Origin of the sequence: Kitasatospora sp. A2-31 (assembly GCF_022288725.1) — a bacterium.
Lineage (GTDB): Bacteria > Actinomycetota > Actinomycetes > Streptomycetales > Streptomycetaceae > Kitasatospora.
Window position 1 is genome coordinate 1,037,905 of the sequence record NZ_JAKNTA010000001.1, and the last position, 17,252, is coordinate 1,055,156.

At 76.3% G+C, this 17,252-nt stretch carries 11 protein-coding genes; 1 reads left to right on the forward strand and 10 read right to left on the reverse strand.

All coding sequences use genetic code 11. The features are described from left to right. The first annotated feature begins 80 nt into the window (after nucleotides 1-80). Nucleotides 81-2,504: a MinD/ParA family protein gene (locus MCM47_RS04785; RefSeq protein WP_374209067.1), complete on the forward strand. Its 2,424-nt coding sequence runs from the start codon at nucleotides 81-83 to the stop codon at nucleotides 2,502-2,504. Nucleotides 2,505-2,601: 97 nt separating this feature from the next. Here the strand turns inward: MCM47_RS04785 and MCM47_RS04790 are convergent, their stop codons facing one another. From MCM47_RS04790 to rimP, 10 genes are all read right to left on the reverse strand, one after another. After that, nucleotides 2,602-3,546 (reverse strand): bifunctional riboflavin kinase/FAD synthetase, encoded by a 945-nt coding sequence (locus MCM47_RS04790; RefSeq protein WP_238741315.1) that lies wholly within the window; start codon nucleotides 3,544-3,546, stop codon nucleotides 2,602-2,604. A 66-nt stretch (nucleotides 3,547-3,612) separates the two neighbouring features. Then, complete coding sequence (locus MCM47_RS04795; protein ID WP_238741317.1) at nucleotides 3,613-7,386, reverse strand: serine protease; 3,774 nt, start codon at nucleotides 7,384-7,386, stop codon at nucleotides 3,613-3,615. A gap of 597 nt (nucleotides 7,387-7,983) precedes the next feature. Next, complete coding sequence (gene truB / locus MCM47_RS04800; protein WP_238741319.1) at nucleotides 7,984-8,913, reverse strand: tRNA pseudouridine(55) synthase TruB; 930 nt, start codon at nucleotides 8,911-8,913, stop codon at nucleotides 7,984-7,986. Nucleotides 8,914-9,024: 111 nt separating this feature from the next. Next, nucleotides 9,025-10,128: a bifunctional oligoribonuclease/PAP phosphatase NrnA gene (locus MCM47_RS04805; protein ID WP_238741321.1), complete on the reverse strand. Its 1,104-nt coding sequence runs from the start codon at nucleotides 10,126-10,128 to the stop codon at nucleotides 9,025-9,027. Nucleotides 10,129-10,130: 2 nt separating this feature from the next. Then, nucleotides 10,131-10,574: a 30S ribosome-binding factor RbfA gene (rbfA, locus tag MCM47_RS04810; protein WP_238741323.1), complete on the reverse strand. Its 444-nt coding sequence runs from the start codon at nucleotides 10,572-10,574 to the stop codon at nucleotides 10,131-10,133. 153 nt (nucleotides 10,575-10,727) lie between these two features. Further along, nucleotides 10,728-11,024 carry a DUF503 domain-containing protein gene (locus MCM47_RS04815; RefSeq protein ID WP_238741325.1) on the reverse strand — a complete coding sequence of 99 codons (297 nt, stop codon included), beginning with the start codon at nucleotides 11,022-11,024 and terminating at the stop codon, nucleotides 10,728-10,730. A gap of 150 nt (nucleotides 11,025-11,174) precedes the next feature. Next, nucleotides 11,175-14,318: a translation initiation factor IF-2 gene (gene infB / locus MCM47_RS04820; protein WP_238741327.1), complete on the reverse strand. Its 3,144-nt coding sequence runs from the start codon at nucleotides 14,316-14,318 to the stop codon at nucleotides 11,175-11,177. A 249-nt stretch (nucleotides 14,319-14,567) separates the two neighbouring features. Beyond that, a complete protein-coding gene (locus tag MCM47_RS04825) occupies nucleotides 14,568-14,816 on the reverse strand; it encodes a YlxR family protein (protein WP_238741328.1) in 249 nt (82 codons plus the stop codon). A 153-nt stretch (nucleotides 14,817-14,969) separates the two neighbouring features. Continuing rightward, nucleotides 14,970-15,980, reverse strand: a complete 1,011-nt coding sequence (gene nusA, locus MCM47_RS04830; protein ID WP_238741330.1) for a transcription termination factor NusA — start codon at nucleotides 15,978-15,980, stop codon at nucleotides 14,970-14,972. A 57-nt stretch (nucleotides 15,981-16,037) separates the two neighbouring features. Continuing rightward, nucleotides 16,038-16,628, reverse strand: a complete 591-nt coding sequence (gene rimP, locus MCM47_RS04835) for a ribosome maturation factor RimP (RefSeq protein WP_238741332.1) — start codon at nucleotides 16,626-16,628, stop codon at nucleotides 16,038-16,040. Between the last annotated feature and the right edge of the window lie 624 nt (nucleotides 16,629-17,252).

The following is a 17,252-nucleotide window of genomic DNA, read 5'->3' on the forward strand; positions in this document are numbered from 1 at the left end:
TCGAGGGGTGGCGCACGGCCTAGTCTTTGATGCGGCAACGGCACCGCTACCAAGCGGCGGCGAACACGAGGGAGCCCTAGGTGAGCAGCGATCGGGACGGCGTCTACGTCGGCGACAACGCGGCGGAGGACGACGACGACTGGTCCGACGCGCCCGACTACACTCCCCCGTCCTGGTACGTGCAGTCGGAGCCCGCGGGCGGGCCGGCGGCTGCGCCCGCGGCCCCCGGGCCGGGGCAGGGGCCGGCGGCGCCGACAGCGGCTCCGGGCGCGGGGGCGCCGGGTGCTCCCGGTGTTCCGGGTGCGGGTGTGCCGGGGGTTCCGGGCGCGGGGGCGCCTGCGGCCGTTCCGGCGCCCGCGCCGGTGCCGACGCCTGCGCCCGCGCCCGTTCAGGCGGCTCAGGCGGCCCAGGCGGCCGGGGCCGCATCCGTACCTGCACCTGCGCCCGCGCCCGCGCCCGCGCCGACCGTCGTGGGCGGGCCGCCGGTCGCCCAGCCGGTCCCGGCTCCGGCTCCGGCGCCGGCGCCTGCCGGCGGGCCGGCCCAGCCGCCCGTACCGACGCCCGATCAGGCCGCCGCCGCAACCGCCCCGGCAGCGCCCGAGCCGGCGGCGACCGGCGTGCCCGCGGGAGCCGTCCCCGTCCCGGCCGCCCCCGTCGAGCCGCAGGCCGGCGCGTACACCGCGCCCGCCGAGGCGGTCGCCCCCGCCCCGGTGCCCGTGGTGGAGCAGCAGCCCGCCGCCGTCGCCCAGCCCTGGCCGGCGACCGACCCGGCGCAGCAGCAGCCCGTCCCGCAGGCGGCACAGCCGCACCCGTACGCGGACCCGCAGCAGGTCGTCCCGGCCCAGCCGCAGCCGTACGCCGAGCCCCACCCGTACGCCCAGCCGGTCCCGCCCGGGCAGCCGGTGCAGCCGCAGGACCCGCAGGCGGCCGCCGGCTGGCCCGTCGCCCAGCCGGCGCCGGGCCAGCCGGTCCCCGCCCCGCAGCCGGTGCCCCAGCCGGCCGCACCGGTCGACCCGCGCCAGGCCGGCTGGCCGCAGCCCGCCGCCCACCAGCAGCAGCCCGCCCAGCAGGCTCCGCAGGCGTGGCCGCAGCAGACCGGCGCGCCGCAGGCCCCCGCGGCCTTCCAGCAGGCCGCCTCCCCGCAGCCGACCGCGCACGGCGCACCGCTCGGCTACACGGCGGCCGTCGAGCTGTCCTCGGACCGCCTGCTGCGCAGCCAGCCGAAGCAGCAGCGCCAGCAGCCCCGGTTCCAGTTCGGCGGCAAGGCCGCGGCGGCCGAGAAGTCCCGCAAGCTGGAGATCATCCGCACCCCGGTGCTGAGCTGCTACCGGATCGCGGTGATCAGCCTCAAGGGCGGCGTCGGCAAGACCACGACCACCACCGCGCTCGGCGCGACCCTGGCCAGCGAGCGCCAGGACAAGGTGATCGCGATCGACGCCAACCCGGACGCAGGCACCCTGGGCCGCCGGGTCAAGCGCCAGACCGGCGCGACCATCCGCGACCTGGTGACGGCCATCCCGCACCTGCGCAGCTACATGGACATCCGTCAGTTCACCTCGCAGGACCTGCACTCCGGCCTGGAGATCCTGGCCAACGACGTCGACCCGGCCGTCTCGACCACCTTCAACGACTCGGACTACCGCCAGGTCATCGACGTGCTGGGCCGCCAGTATCCGATCATCCTGACCGACTCCGGCACCGGCCTGCTGTACAGCGCGATGCGCGGGGTGCTCGACCTCGCCGACCAGCTGATCATCGTCTCCACGCCGAGCGTGGACGGCGCCTCCTCCGCCTCCACCACGCTGGACTGGCTCTCCGCGCACGGCTACGCGGACCTGGTGCAGCGCAGCATCACGGTGGTCTCGGGGGTCCGCGAGACCAGCAAGATGATCAAGGTCGAGGACATCGTCGCGCACTTCCAGACCCGCTGCCGCGGCGTCGTCGTGGTGCCGTTCGACGAGTCCCTGGCGGCCGGCGCCGAGGTCAACCTCGACATGATGCGGCCCAAGGTCCGCGAGGCGTACTTCGACCTCGCCACCCTGGTCGGCGAGGACATCGTCCGCGCCCAGCAGGCGGCCCAGCAGACCGGCTGGCAGCAGCAGGCGCAGCAGCCGCCGCAGGCGGCCGCGCCGTACCCGTACGCCGAGCAGCAGCAGGCCGTCCCGGGCCAGCCGCAGCCCTACGCCGACCCGCAGCAGCCGGGCCACCCCCAGCAGCCGGGGCAGCCGCAGCCCTACCCGCAGCCCGGCCAGGGCGGCTACCCGGCCGGCCAGCCCGCGCCCGGCGCGCCGTGGGCCCCGCAGCCGGGGCAGACGCCGCCGCCCCCGCCCGGGTACGGCTATCCGCAGCCCGGCGCCCAGCCCGGACAGCCGGACTGGCAGCAGCCCCCGGCCCCGGCGGGGTACGGCTACCCGCAGCCGGGTCAGCCGCAGCCCGGCGCGCAGCCGCCCGCGGGGTACGGGTACCCGCACCCGCCCCAGCAGCCGCAGCAGCCCCAGCAGTAGGAGCGGCGGCGGGCCCGGACACCGGGCCCGGCACGCACGGGGGCCCGCCGGCCGTCTCGGTTCCGAGAACGGCCGGCGGGCCCTCGTGGTGCGCGCGTCAGGCGGCGTCGGTCAGCTCACGGGCCTGCTTGACGTCGTCGGCCATCCGGTCCAGCAGCGCCTCGACGGAGTCGAACTTCTCCATCCCGCGCAGGTAGGCCAGGAAGTCGACGGCGACGTGCAGCCCGTAGAGGTCCAGGCCGACCCGGTCGATGGCGTAGGCCTCGACGGTCCGGGCGGTGCCGTCGAAGGTCGGGTTGGTGCCGACCGAGATCGCCGCCGGCATGCGCTCGCCGTTCGCGGTGAGCCAGCCCGCGTAGACGCCGTCGGCCGGGATCGCGCTGTGCGGCACGGTCTCCACGTTGGCGGTCGGGTAGCCGAGTTCGCGGCCGCGCTGCGCCCCGCGCACCACGATGCCCTCCACCCGGTGCGGGCGGCCGAGCACCTCGCCGGCCCCGGCCACGTCGCCGGCCGCGACCAGCCGACGGGTCAGGGTGGAGGAGAACGGCTCGCCGTCGCCGGCCGCCCCGCGGACCTGCAGGTCGACCACCTCGACGCCGCAGTCGGCGGCCCGGCCCAGCTCGGTGAGCAGCGCGACGTCGCCGGCGGCCCGGTGCCCGAAGCGGAAGTTCGGGCCCTCGATGACCAGGCAAGCGTGCAGCGCGTCCACCAGGACCTGCCGGAAGAAGGTCTCCGGGGACTCCTGCGAGAACTCCGCGGTGAACGGCAGCACCAGCACGGCGTCCACCCCGAGCGCCGCGATCAGCTCGGCGCGGCGCGGCTGCGGGGCGAGCAGCGGCGGGTGGCTGCCCGGGCGGACGACCTCGCTCGGGTGCGGGTCGAAGGTCACGACGACCGAGCGGACACCGAGTTCCCGGGCGCGCTCGACCACCCGGTTGATGATCAGCTGGTGTCCGCGGTGCACACCGTCGAACGAGCCGATGGTGACGACGCTGCGTCCCCAGTCACCGGGGATCTCCTCCAGGCCACGCCAGCGCTGCACCCTGACCGCTCCTTGTTCCGTACGGCGCGTACCTTCTGTACGCTCAAACGCTCAAAACCCGAACCCCTATAGCGTGCCATGCGCCTGCCCCTGGTTCGGCACCGGAAGGCGGGTTGCGCGCACCGCCGGGTGCCGGGCCCCGGACGCGAGCGGGCCGAGGGCCTCCACGGCGTCCTCGCGCCCGGCCCCGGCGCCCCGCTCCGCAGCCTCGGCGCCCCGCTCCGCCCCGCCCGCGCGACCGGCCTGCGCGGCCGCGTCCCGGGGATCCCAGCCGGCCGCGACCAGCTCCCGCATCCGCTCCAGCCGCGGTCCGTCGGGGCGGACCGGCCAGCCGTCCGGCCAGTCGGCCAGTAGCAGGGCGAACGCCGCCGAGCGGCCCGCGCAGCGCACCAGCAACCGGTCCGCGTCCGGCAGCCCGGCCGCCGCCCGGGCCAGCACCGTCCGGGCCCGGGCCGGCCGCTCGGCGGCGCAGTGCTCGGCCGAGCGCTCCACCAGGGCGGCCAGCACCTCCGGGTCGCCCTCGGTGGCGAGCACGGTGTCCAGCAGCTCGGCACGCAGGGCGTTGCCGTGGGCGTCGGCCACCGGCACCGCCAACACCTCGGCGAACGTCCGGCGGACGGCCGCCGCGCGGGCCGCCAGGGCGCTGCCGAGCAGCAGTCGCAGCTCGAGCCGGGCCGCCGGCCCCAGCGCGGCCCCGCCGGCCAGACGGCGGCCCAGGTAGTCGACGGCGACCGAGCCGGCCGCGGCCGGCCGTACCCGCAGCAGCCGGGCCGCCAGCTCCGCACCGCACCGGCCGCCCAGCGGCGAGCGGACGTCGGCCAGCACCCGCAGGGTCTCGGCGACCGGCGCCCCCGGCCGCCCCAGCCGGTCCGCGAGGGCTGCCAGCACCGGCTCCGGGTCGGTCTCCAGCGCCGGGGCCAGCGTCCGCGCGGTGAGGAAGGCGTCCGCGCCCCGCCGGTACGCGGCCAGCGCCGCGGGCAGGTGGGCCGCCCTGGTCTCCCGGTCGGCGACCAGCAGCGCCAGCGCGGCTCCGTGCAGGCCCGGCTCCTCGTCCCGGGCGAGCAGGGTGCGCGCGGTGTGGCGCAGCAGCTCCGCAGCCGCGCCGCGGGCGTAGGGGGCGGCGCGCAGCGCGTGGACGGCGGCGGCGACGTGGCGCTCGGGGCGCCGGTCGTGGCTCCAGCGGTCGACGGCCCGGCAGAGCGCGGACGGCTCCGCGGCGGCGAGGACGGTGAGCAGGGCGTCCGCCCGGGGGTGCGCCGCGTCGGCCAGCGCCTCGGTCAACTCGTCCAGGGCCAGGGCCCGGTGGGCGTAGAGCAGGTCGTGGGCGAGGTCGGCGACGGTGGTGCCGGGGCGGCCGGGCAGACCGCGCGGGTCCTCGAACCAGCCGCAGAGCAGCGGGACGGCGCCGGCCGGATCGGCCCGCAGCCGCGCGGCGACGGCGGCGAGGAAGGGCCGCCCCGGCCCGTCGGCGGTCACCAGGCGGCGCAGCAGCTCCAGTTCGCGCGCGGCGGGCAGCCCGAGGCCGGTCCAGAAGGCGGCGTCGAACCGGCCGAGGCCGTCCGCCGGGAGTCGCTCGAACCCGCCCGCGGCCGGGGCGACTTCGGCGATACGGGCGGCCAACTGGTCCAGCAGCGCGCGGTGTTCGGTGAGGTCCGGGGTGACTTTCAGCCCGGCGGCCAGCAACCGGCCCGCCCACCAGGCGGGTTCGCTGCCGGGCGGGCGCAGGTCCAGGGCGCGCCAGAGCCGGTGCAGCCACGGATCCAGCGCGGCGGCGCCCCAGGCCCCGGCCAGCTGCCCCAGGGCGGCGGCCACCGGGCCGACCCGGTACCGCGGGACGGCCCGGGCCCGCCGCCCCCGGCCCCCGCCCGGACCGTCCTCCCCCGCGCGGTCCGCCCCGGCCGGGCGGGTGTCCTCGGCCTCGCCGAGCAGCAGCCGCAGTGCGCCGTCGAGGTCCAGGTGGAGGCCCTGCAGCCAGTCCGCGAACTCTCCGTGCGCCAGCCGGTAGCCGGGCCCGGCCGGGGTGAACAGACCCTCCGCCAGCACGGCGGCCGCCCAGCCCCCGGCCACCGGGAACAACTCCTCGAAGGCCGCCCGGCTCAGCCCGCCCTCCTCCGCACCGAGCATCCGCCTGGCCGCCTCGTGCACCCGGCCGGCCACGGCCGCGGCCAGCCGCCGCACCCGACCGTGGGTGGGCCCGGCGGGGCGGCCCACGCCCCGCCGGTGGGCGCCCCGCCGGGGCCGGCCGTCGGCGGCGAGGCGCTGCGCCACCCGCAGGCAGCGCAGGTCCAGGTGGGCGGCGAACAGCTCGCTCCGGGACGGCGGCTCGCCGTGCAGCCCCTCCGCCCACAGCTCCCCGGCCAGCCGGACGGCCAGCGGGTGCCGGGCGTCCGGCGCCGCCGGCCACCCGGGCGGCAGCCCGTACCGGCGGCGGACCCGGTCCGCCGCATCGGCCGGCAGCGGACCGAGGCGGTGCACGGCGAGCGCCGGACGGCGCGCGGCTGCGGCCGCGCCGGCGGCGGTCGGCGCAGCGAGGTCGACGGCAGCGGTCCGGGCAGCGAGGTGGACGGCGGACTGCGGGGCCGCGTCGTCCCCGTCCGGCGCCAGGGCCGCCCAGGCCTCCTCCCCGCAGGCCGTGACCAACCTCCCGCCGGCGGCCGCCAGCCACTCCCCCGCGGCCCGCAGCCAGGCCGCGTCCAGCGGAACAGGCGCCTCCTCGGGCCCGTCGAGCAGGACCAGCAGCGGCCGCCCCGCCGCCGCGCAGAGGGCGGCCACCGCCTCCGGCCCGGGCGGCGGCTGGGTGGCCAGGTCCGCTGCGGCCGACTCCAGCGCGCGCCGCACCGCGCCGGCGAGCGAGACGTCCCCGGCGTCCAGGTCCGCGCCGCGCAGCCAGAGCGTGGGCAGCGGACGGTCGCCGCCGGCCCGGCGGGCGGCCAGGGCGGCCAGTTCGGTGCTCCGGCCCGAGCCCGGCGCGCCGACCAGCACGGTGACCACCGCCGACGGCTCGTCGCCGACCAGCCCGTCGGGGCGGTCGATCCGGTCCGCGGCCAGCGCTGCCACCCGCCCCGGTCCCGCGCTCGCCGCGGCCGAGCGGGCGGCCGCCAGCCGGAGCACGCCCGCCAGGTTGAGCGCCGGACCGTACGCGGGCACGCCGGCCGCGTTGCGGGCCAGCGCCGCCGCCAGTTCCGGACCGTCCTGCGCCGGTCCGCCGCCGGTCGCCGGCGCGACGGTCAGCGTGCCCGCCTGCTCCGGGGCCCGCAGCGCCGGCGCGGCGACCCCGACCACCGCGCCGCCGCGCGCGTCCAGCACCGGGGCCCCGGCCGGCACCGCGGCCGCGCCGCCCGCGCCGCCCGGGACGCCGAGCAGCAGCACACCGCCCAGCAGGTGGAACGGCCCCGGCCCCGGGCACCCGTCGGCGGCCGGCGGTCCGGCCGTGTAGACCGCACCGGTGGCGCCCAGGACGCCGCAGCGCACCGCGACCAGCCGCCCGTCCTCCCCGGCCGGCACCGGCAGCACGACCTCCCGGCCCGGGCCCGTCACCCCCTCGGGCGCGATCGGCAGCGGCGGCACGGGCAGCCCGCCGACGGCGTCGGTGCGCAGGAGGGCGAGCCCGTGAGCGGGCAGCGGCAGCACGCTGTCCGGGCCCAGGACGCGGGTCTGCCCGCCGGGGGTGTGCAGGACGATCCGATCGAGCCCCGCCACGCACTCGTGCGCGGTCAGGACGGTGCCCTGCGGGTCGGCGACGAACCCCAGCCCGCGCAGCCGTCCGTCCAGGGCGCGGATCCGCAGCAGGTAGCGCCCCGGATCGCCCGCCACCTCGTCGCCGTCCAGGAATCCCGGCATTCGCGCAGCCCTCCCCGCAGGGCCGGCCGGCCCGGGAGCGGACTCGTCGCGGCGACCTGCTCGCCGACCGGGAGCCTGCCCGCGGCCGGCCGGACCCGACCGCGCCCGCGCCGCTCACCACCGGCGTTCACCTCGCGCGCTCCCCCGCGCGGGTGAAGGCCGGCCATCGAACGGGCCCCCCGGGCAGCGGCCGGCGCACGCGGGCAGCACGGAGCCCCTGCCGCCCACCGGGCCGCAGGGGCTCGTCCGTTCCCGGACCACCGGTCCGCCGCGGGCTCCGGGACGGCCCCGCGCCTCATCCGTACGGGGGCATCACCCCCACGGGGGCATCAGCCTTCCGAGGGGTCGCCGGGCCGCCGCCGAGGCCGCACCGGGCAGCGGTCGGCAGTACGCGGCAGCACGGAGCCCCTGCCGCCCACCGGGCCGCAGGGGCTCGTCCGTTCCCGGACCACCGGTCCGCCGCGGGCTCCGGGACGGCCCCGCGCCTCATCCGTACGGGGGCATCACCCCCACGGGGGCATCAGCCCTCCGAGGGGTCGCCGGGCCGCCGCCGGGGCCGCACCGGGCAGCCGTCCGGTGCGGCCGCCGAGCGCCCGGTCAGCCGACGAACACCGCGACCGGCTTCGCCTGGCCGCCCTTCTCCTCCACCAGTGCGAGGAACCGGTCGTCCGGCCCGAACACCGCGATCGGCCCGTCCACGCCCAGCCCCGGCGCCTTCAGCCGGGCCCCGTGCGAGAGCAGCTTGGCCTGCTCGGCGTCGAGGTCCCAGCGGGGGAAGGCCGCCGCCGCGGCCGCGCCGATCGGCAGCACGTCCAGGCCGGTCGCGGCCTCGCCGTGCACCGACTCCTCCAGCTGCTCCAGCGTCCGCGCCGACTCCACGCCGTACGGGCCGACCCGGGTGCGCCGCAGCGCGGTCAGGTGGCCGCCGACGCCGAGGCCGGCGCCGAGGTCGCGGGCGAGCGCCCGGATGTAGGTGCCGGAGGAGCACTCCACCGTCACGTCGAGGTCGAGCACCGGGGTGCCGTCCTCGGCGACGGCGGTGCGGTACTCGTGCACGGTGAAGGAGTGCACGGTGGTCGGCCGCGCCGCGAGCTCGAAGTCCTCCCCCTCGCGGACCCGCGCGTAGGAGCGCTTGCCGTCGATCTTGATCGCGCTGACCTTGGACGGCACCTGCATGATCTCGCCGGTGAGCAGGGCGATCCCGGCCTCGACGGCCTCCCGGGTGACGCCGTCCGCCGCCGTCGAGGAGGTGACCTCGCCCTCCCGGTCGTCGGTGACGGTGGTCTGGCCCAGCCGGACGGTCGCCTCGTACGTCTTGGCGGTGAGCATCAGGTGGCCGAGCAGCCGGGTGGCCCGCTCGACGCCGATCACCAGGACGCCGGTGGCCATCGGGTCGAGCGTGCCGGCGTGGCCGACCTTCCGCGTCCCGGCCAGCCAGCGCAGCTTGGCCACCACCCCGTGCGAGGTGATGCCCTCCGGCTTGTCCACGATGACCAGGCCGTCCGGACCGGTTCCTTTGCGCTTCATCTGTTCATTTCTGTGGGAGTGGTCTTCTGGGGTCGACCGGCCGGGTTCGACGGCTGGTTCGACGGCTGGTTCGACGGTCGGGTCCGGTGGCCGGGTTCGACGGCCGGCCGGTCAACCGGTCGGCCGCAGCGCGGCCCGGAACCGTGCCACCACGGCCTCGACGCCGTCACGGGCGGAGAACCCCGCCGCGTAGGTGTGCCCGCCGCCGCCGAGCTCCGCGCAGGCGGCCGCGACGTCGACCGCGCCCTTGGAGCGCGAGGAGCCGCGCAGCGTGCCGTCCGGGTCCTGCTTGAGCACCAGCGCGACCTCCGCCTCGGCCGGGCGGCGGACGATGTCGATCAGGCCCTCGATCTCCTCGACGGTGACGCTGAACAGCGCCAGGTCCTGGTAGGGCACCCAGGTCCACACCAGGCCCAGGCCGTCGGCCGCGTCCGGCTCGTAGACGGCCCGGTCGAGCGCGGCCGCGAGCACCTTGAGGTAGCCGAAGGACGAGGTGTCCCACAGCTGCCGGGAGATCAGGTCGTGCCGGATGCCGGTGGCCAGCAGCCGCCCGGCGAGTTCGTGGGTCTCGGGCGTGGTGGCCCGGTACTTGAAGGAGCCGGTGTCGGTGGCGACCCCGGTGTAGAGGCAGGTGGCCAGCTCCTGGTCCAGCTCGACGCCGAGCCGGCGCAGCAGCTCGTCCACCAGGACGGCGGTGGCCGGCGCGCTCGGGTCAATCAGCTGGTGGGTGCCGAAGCCGGGGTTGGAGGCGTGGTGGTCGAAGACCGCCAGCACGGGCGCGGCGAAGGCCTTGTCGTGCAGCAGCCCGAGCCGGCTCTCCGCGGCGACGTCGAAGCAGAGCACCAGCTCCGGGGTGTCGGGCACCTCGGAGGCCGGCACGATCAGCTCCTGGCCGGGCAGGAAGGACAGCGACTCGGGGACGATCTGCGGGTCGTCGCCGAAGGAGACCCGGACCTCGTACCCGAGCCCGCGCAGCGCCAGCCCGGCCGCCAGGGCCGAGCCGAGCGCGTCGCCGTCCGGGCAGATGTGGCAGATCAGGTCGATCGAACGGGCCCGCCCGATCTCCGCGACCACCTGCTGCCAGACCAGCTCGAAGCCGCTCTCCTCGGCGCGCGGCCCCGGAAGCACCGCGAGGGCACCCTCCACCGTGGTGGTGGAGGACGCCCCCGTGGTTGCTCCGGCCGTCGAACCGGCCGGCGCCGGCTCACCCGCCATGACTACTCGTCCTCGTCGTCACGCTCGGACGCCGGGACCTTGTACGGGTCGGCGTCGCCTGCGTAGGTCGCGCCCGCGGCCGTGGTGCGCACGGCCGCGTCGATCGCCCGGGCCCGGTCGAGCAGGTCGTCGATGTTCCGGGCGTTCTCCGGCAGGGCGTCCGCGACGAAGGTCAGCGACGGGGTGAAGCGCACCCCGGTCTGCTTGCCGACCTCGGAGCGGAGCACGCCCTTGGCGCTCTCCAGTGCGGCGGCCGTGGCCTCGCGCTCGGTCTCGTCACCGAAGACGGTGTAGAAGACGGTGGCCTCGCGAAGGTCGCCGGTCACCCGGGTGTCGGTGATGGTCACGAACCCCAGCCGGGGGTCCTTGATCCGCCGTTCCAGGGTCTGGGCGACGACCACCTGGATGCGGTCGGCGAGCTTGCGCGCCCTTGCGGTGTCGGTCACGTTGCCTCCTCGTGCAGTGGGCCGGTAACCCGGGCGTGCTGCCTGCCCGTCGGGGCCCACGCCCCAAAGTACCGGCCCGCGCCCGGCCTTGCGGGCGCTCTCGGTCCTGATCTGTGTGAGAACGGCGACTTGCGCCGGTCCGTCCCCCAGACCTCATTCATCGTCGTCGTTGTGGTAGCGCCTCCTGGTGGAGAGCAGCTGCACCTCAGGGCGGCCGGCGACCAACCGCTCACAGCTGTCCAGGACCTCGGTCACGTACCCGGCCTCGCCGGACACCACCGCGAGGCCGATCTCGGCCCGGCGGTGCAGATCCTGGTTCCCGGTCTCGGCAGCGCACACGCTGTACTTGCGCTGCAGTTCGGCCACGATGGGCCGCACGATCGAACGCTTCTCCTTGAGCGAGTGGACGTCGCCCAGCAGCAGGTCGAAGGTGAGTGTTCCCACGAACATGTATGACAGGTCTCGCCGACCTGGAGGCCTCGGGGACAGCCCGGAACCGGGCTGGTGCCGCGTCATCCGGCTACCCGAGGACCCTACACAGCGAGACCGGGGCCGGTCGACGGGAATTCCACCCGCCGACCGGCCCCGGACACCACCCGCTTACGCGCGCGGCTTCTCGCGCATCTCGTAGGTCTCGATGACGTCGTCGACCTTGATGTCGTTGAACGACCCCAGGGTCACACCGGCCTCGAAGCCCTCGCGGACCTCGGTCGCGTCGTCCTTGAAGCGGCGCAGCCCCTCGATCGAGAGGTTCTCCGCCACGACCTTGCCGTCGCGCAGCAGGCGGGCCTTGGCGTTGCGGCGGATGACGCCGTCGCGGACCAGGACACCGGCGATGTTGCCGAACTTGGAGGAGCGGAAGACCTCGCGGATCTCCGCGGCGCCGAGGCGCACCTCCTCGTACTCCGGCTTGAGCATGCCCTTGAGGGCGTTCTCGATCTCCTCGATCGCCTGGTAGATGACCGAGTAGTACCGGACGTCCACGCCTTCCTTCTCGGCCGCGGCGCGCGCACGACCCTCCGCGCGCACGTTGAAGCCGATGATGATGGCGTCCGAGCCCATCGCCAGGTCCACGTCGGACTCGGTGATGGCACCCACACCGCGGTGCAGGACCCGGAGCTCGACCTCCTCGCCCACGTCCAGCTTGACGAGGGCGTCCTCGAGGGCCTCGACCGAACCGGAGACGTCACCCTTGATGATGAGGTTGAGCTGCTCGATGGAGCCGGCGGCGATGGCCTTGTCCAGGTCCTCCAGGGACACCCGGACCCGACGCTGCGCGAAGGCGGCGTTGCGGTCGCGGGCCGAGCGCTTCTCGGCGATCTGGCGGGCGGTGCGGTCCTCGTCGACGACGATGAAGCTGTCGCCGGCGCGGGGCACCGAGGTCAGACCGAGCAGCAGCACCGGGCGGGACGGGCCGGCCTCGGTGAGGCTGTTGCCGTTCTCGTCCAGCATCGCGCGGACGCGGCCGTAGGCGTCGCCGACCACGATCGAGTCGCCGACGCGGAGGGTACCGCGCTGCACGAGCACGGTCGCCATGGCGCCGCGGCCCTTGTCGAGGTGGGCCTCGATGGCGATGCCCTGCGCGTCCTGGTCGGGGTTGGCCCGCAGGTCGAGCGAGGCGTCCGCGGTGAGGACCACGGCCTCCAGCAGCTGGTCGATGTGCAGACCCTGGCGCGCGGAGATGTCGACGAACATGGTGTCGCCGCCGTACTCCTCGGCCACCAGACCGAACTCGGTCAGCTGACCGCGGACCTTGGTCGGGTCGGCGCCCTCGACGTCGATCTTGTTGACGGCGACCACGATCGGCACACCCGCGGCCTTGGCGTGGTTCAGCGCCTCGACCGTCTGCGGCATGACACCGTCGTTGGCCGCGACCACCAGGATCGCGATGTCGGTGGACTTGGCACCACGGGCACGCATGGCGGAGAACGCCTCGTGACCCGGGGTGTCGAGGAAGGTGATCGGACGCGGCTCGCCGTTCACCTCGGTGACGACCTGGTAGGCACCGATGTGCTGGGTGATGCCACCGGCCTCGCCGGCCACCACGTTGGACTTGCGGATCGCGTCCAGCAGGCGGGTCTTACCGTGGTCGACGTGACCCATGACGGTGACGACCGGCGGGCGCGGGGCCAGCTGGTCCTCGTCGCCCTCGTCGGCACCGAAGTCGATGTCGAACGACTCCAGCAGCTCGCGGTCCTCGTCGTCCCGGCTGACGATCTCCAGGACGAAGCCCATCTCGCCGGCCAGCAGCTCGAGGGTCGCGTCGGAGACCGACTGGGTCGCGGTGACCATCTCACCGAGGTTGAACATGACCGAGACGAGCGCCGCCGGGTTGGCATTGATCTTCTCGGCGAAGTCCGTCAGGGAAGCACCACGCGACAGGCGGACCGTCTGGCCGTTGCCGCGGGGCAGCATCACACCGCCGACGGACGGGGCCTGCATGGCCTCGTACTCCTGGCGCTTCGCCCGCTTCGACTTGCGACCACGGGCCGGACGGCCACCGGGGCCACGGCCGAAGGCGCCCTGCGTGCCACCACGGCCGGCCGGGCCGCCGGGACGGCCGCCGAAGCCACCGGGACGCGGACCGAAGCCGCCGCCGCCACCGGGGGCGCCGCCACCCGGACGCGGGCCGCCGAAGCCGCCGCCCGCCGGGCGCGAGCCCGGACCGGCCGGACGGCCCTGGAAGCCGGGACGCGCGCCGCCCGGAGCACCGGGACGGCCGCCGGGGCCACCCGGGCCACGGCCGCCGGGGCCCGGACGCGGGCCCGGAGCCGGACGCTGCGGCATCATGCCGGGGTTCGGACGCGGCATGCCGGACGGGGTCGGGCCGCCGGGACGCGGACCGGCCGGACGCGGCATGCCGTCGGGACGCGGGGCACCACCCGGACGGGGGGCACCGGCACCCGGGGCGCCGGGCGCACCCGGACGCGGACGGTCGCCGCCGGGGCGCGGGGCACCGGCACCGGGCGCACCGGCACCCGGACGGGGACGGTCGCCACCCGGACGGGGGGCACCGGCACCGGGCGCACCGGCACCCGGACGGGGACGGTCGCCACCCGGACGGGGGGCACCCGCACCCTGGCCGCCCGCAGCGGCCGGACGCGCACCGGGCGCGGCCGGACGGCGGTCGCCGGGGCGGGCCATGCCGGTGGCGCTGCCCGAGGTGAACGGGTTGTTGCCCGGACGCGGACCGGCCGGACGCGGGCCCGGACGGGCACCACCGGCGGCGGGGCCGGCGGCGGCCGGACGCGGGGCGGCCGGACGCGAGGCCTGGTTCTCACCGGCCGGGGCCGGCGAGGAGAACTCGGCCGCGGGAGCGGCCGGAGCCGCCGGGGCGGCGGGGCGGGTCGCCGGGCGCGGGCCCGGAGTCGGCGCGCCCGGACGCGGGGCGGCGGGCGCCGCGGGAGCGGCGGGGGCCGACGCGGCGGGGGCCGCGGCCGGCGTGGGACGGGGACCGGGGGTCGCGCTGGGGCGCGGACCCGGGGTCGGGGCACCCGGCTTGGGTGCGGCCGCACCGGCGGAACCGCCGGCGGGCTGGGGCGCCGCGGGCTTCCGCGGGCCAGGCTTGGCAGCGCCACCGGTGGGGGCGACTCCCAGAGCGTCAGTCAACTTGCGCACGACCGGCGCCTCGATCGTCGAGGACGCCGAACGGACGAACTCACCGAGCTCGGTGAGCTTGGCCATGACGGCCTTGCTCTCCAAGCCAAGCTCCTTGGCGAGTTCGTAAACCCGGACCTTAGCCACTTCACTCCTGTCTATGAGTCCGGGGTGTCTCGTCCGCCGGACCGTCGCTACTTCATGGGCGTACCCATCGCGTACTCATCGCGTACTCATCGAGTGCTCATCGCAATCTCGACCTACTTCCACATCGCGAGGTACCTGACTGGTGGCACGGCGCGCGGCTGCCCGCCCGCCGTGCTTGTTGCGGTGGTTCTCCGCCGCGGCTAGCGGCGGCCGTCGCGGGAGGTGCCCCACCGGACGGGCCTGAGGGAATCAGGCCTCCGGGGTGTCGCCTTCCCGCTCCTCGATGAACCCGCGGAGCCGCTCCGTGTCGAGCGCGCCCTGGAGCCGGAAGGCCCGGGGGAACGCCCGTCGGCGGACCGCGAGGTCGAGGCAGGCCGGATCGGGATGCAGGTGAGCACCCCGGCCCGGCAGTGCGCCACGGGGATCGGGGACGCAGACGCCCTCGACCGCCGTGACACGCAACAGCTGGTGCTTGGCCGCGCGCTTGCGGCAGCCCACGCAGGTGCGTTCCGGGCGTGCTCGGACATGCGTCCGGCCAGACGAAGGCAAGTCTACCCCTCCGAAGGGACATGGCGCCGCCCCGCCGAACCGGGAGGGAACGGCGGGGAGCCTACGACAACGCCGATTGCTCGGCCGGAATTCCCTCGACGGTCAGTCACCCGCGGGGCGGCCGGCGTCCTCGGACTGCCCCTCGGTGTCGGGCCGGATGTCGATCCGCCAGCCGGTGAGGCGGGCGGCGAGGCGGGCGTTCTGGCCCTCCTTGCCGATCGCCAGCGACAGCTGGTAGTCCGGCACGATCACCCGTGCGGAGCGCTGGACCGCGTCGACGATCTCCACGCTCGTCACCCGCGCGGGGGACAGCGCGGCGGCGACCATCTCGCGGGGGTCCTCCGACCAGTCCACGATGTCGATCTTCTCGCCGTGCAGCTCGCCCATCACCGCGCGCACCCGGCTGCCCATCGGGCCGATGCAGGCGCCCTTGGCGTTCAGGCCGGCCCGGCGCGACCAGACCGCGATCTTGGTGCGGTGGCCGGCCTCACGGGCGATCGCGGCGATCTCCACGCTGCCGTCCGCGATCTCCGGGACTTCCAGTGCGAAGAGCTTCTTCACCAGGTTGGGGTGGGTGCGCGAGAGCGTCACGGACGCGCCGCGGACGCCCCGGCGGACCGCCACGACGTAGCACTTGAGGCGGGTGCCGTGCCGGTAGTCCTCGCCCGGGACCTGCTCCTGCGGGGGGAGGATGGCCTCCAGCTTGCCGATGTCGACGAGCACGTTCTTCGGGTCGTTGCCCTGCTGGACGACACCGGTGACGATGTCGCCCTCCTTGCCCGCGTACTCGCCGAAGGTCTGGTCGTCGGCGGCGTCGCGCAGGCGCTGCATCATCACCTGGATGCCGATGCTGGAGGCGATCCGGCCGAAGCCGCTCGGCGTGTCGTCGAACTCCTTCGGCTCGACGCCCTCGTCCAGCTCGGACGGGTCCTCGGTGGCCCAGACCGTGACGTGGCCGGACTTGCGGTCCAGCTCGACGCGGGCGCGCCGGCGCGAGCCCTCGGTGCGGTGGTACGCGGTGAGGAGGGCCGACTCGATGGACTCGACCAGCAGGTCGAAGGGGATGTTCTTCTCGTTGACCAGCGTGCGCAGGGCACTCATGTCGATGTCCACGGCTACGCCTCCTCGTCTTTCGTCACGTTCGTCATGGTGCGGTCGGTCCGCAGTCCGTCACTGCGCACCGTCGTCCCCCTCCTCGGCGCCGTCGTCCGCCGAGGCGTCGTCCACGAAGTCCGGGGCGTCGTCGTCCGCGAAGTCCGCGGCCTCGTCGAGGAGCTTCTCGTCCTTGCGGTTGAACTCCACCTGGACGCGCGCCCGGTCCACCTCGGTGTACGCCAGACGGCGCTCCTTGGGCCGCCCGCGCCCCTTCACCGGCTGCACCTCGACCAGCGCGCCGTCCTCGTCCGCCTCCAGCACCCGGGCGACGATCTCCCCGCCGTCGACCAGGTGGATCCTGGCCAGCCGGCCCTCGGCGCGGCGCCAGTGGCGGGGCTCGACCAGCGGACGCTCCGCGCCCGGCGAACCGACCTCCAGCACGTAGGCACCGGCGCCCATCACGTCGGACTCGTCCAGGGCCTCACCGACCACACGGCTGAACTCGGCGATGGTGTCGAGGTCCACGCCGCCGTCGGCGTCCACGTCGATCTGCACCTGGCGGCGGCTGCCGGCCTGGGTGACCTTCACGTCCTCCAGGTCCAGGCCCGCCTGGGCGGCCAGCGGCTCCAGCAACGCGCGCAGCCGGTCGGTGTGGGTGGTGCTCATCCGGGTGGACTCCTCGGCCGCGTCTGCTGTTGTCAGAAGGGTGTGCCGCGTCCCCAGGCGCCGGTCCGGCGCCGGCCGGGTCGCGGCAGCTCGGCCCAAAGCCTATCCGGTGAAGCCGCCAACCACCGATTCCGGCCTGCGCACCCCGGCCGGGCCGCCACCCACTGCGAGCAAGGTCACACCGGCCCGGGAGGCCTCCGCCCGCTGGAATCCGGGCTCGGGGCGTGAGGATTCTGTAATCATTCACGCCAACGAGGGCAGGCGGGCAGGCCGTCCTCCCGTACACGCCCCGGAGTGACACCGATGAAGCCGCCCCGTAGACGGACCTTCCTGGCCCTCGGACTGCTCCTCGCCGGCGGCGGCACGCTGTCCGCGTGCACCGGCTCCCACGGCGGCGACGACGGCGGCGGCCGGGGCGAGCCGCGCCGGCCCGACCCGGACGAGCCGGTCCGGCTGCGGGCCGTCGCCGCCACCGACACGCTGCTCGCCGGGTACGACGCGCTGCTCGCCGGGCCGGGCGCCGGGCAGGCGGCGCTGCTGCAGCCGCTGCGGGCGGAGGTGGTACGGCACCGGGAGGCACTGGCCGGGGGTTCGGGCGGCGCCCCGGGCTCCACCCCGCCCTCG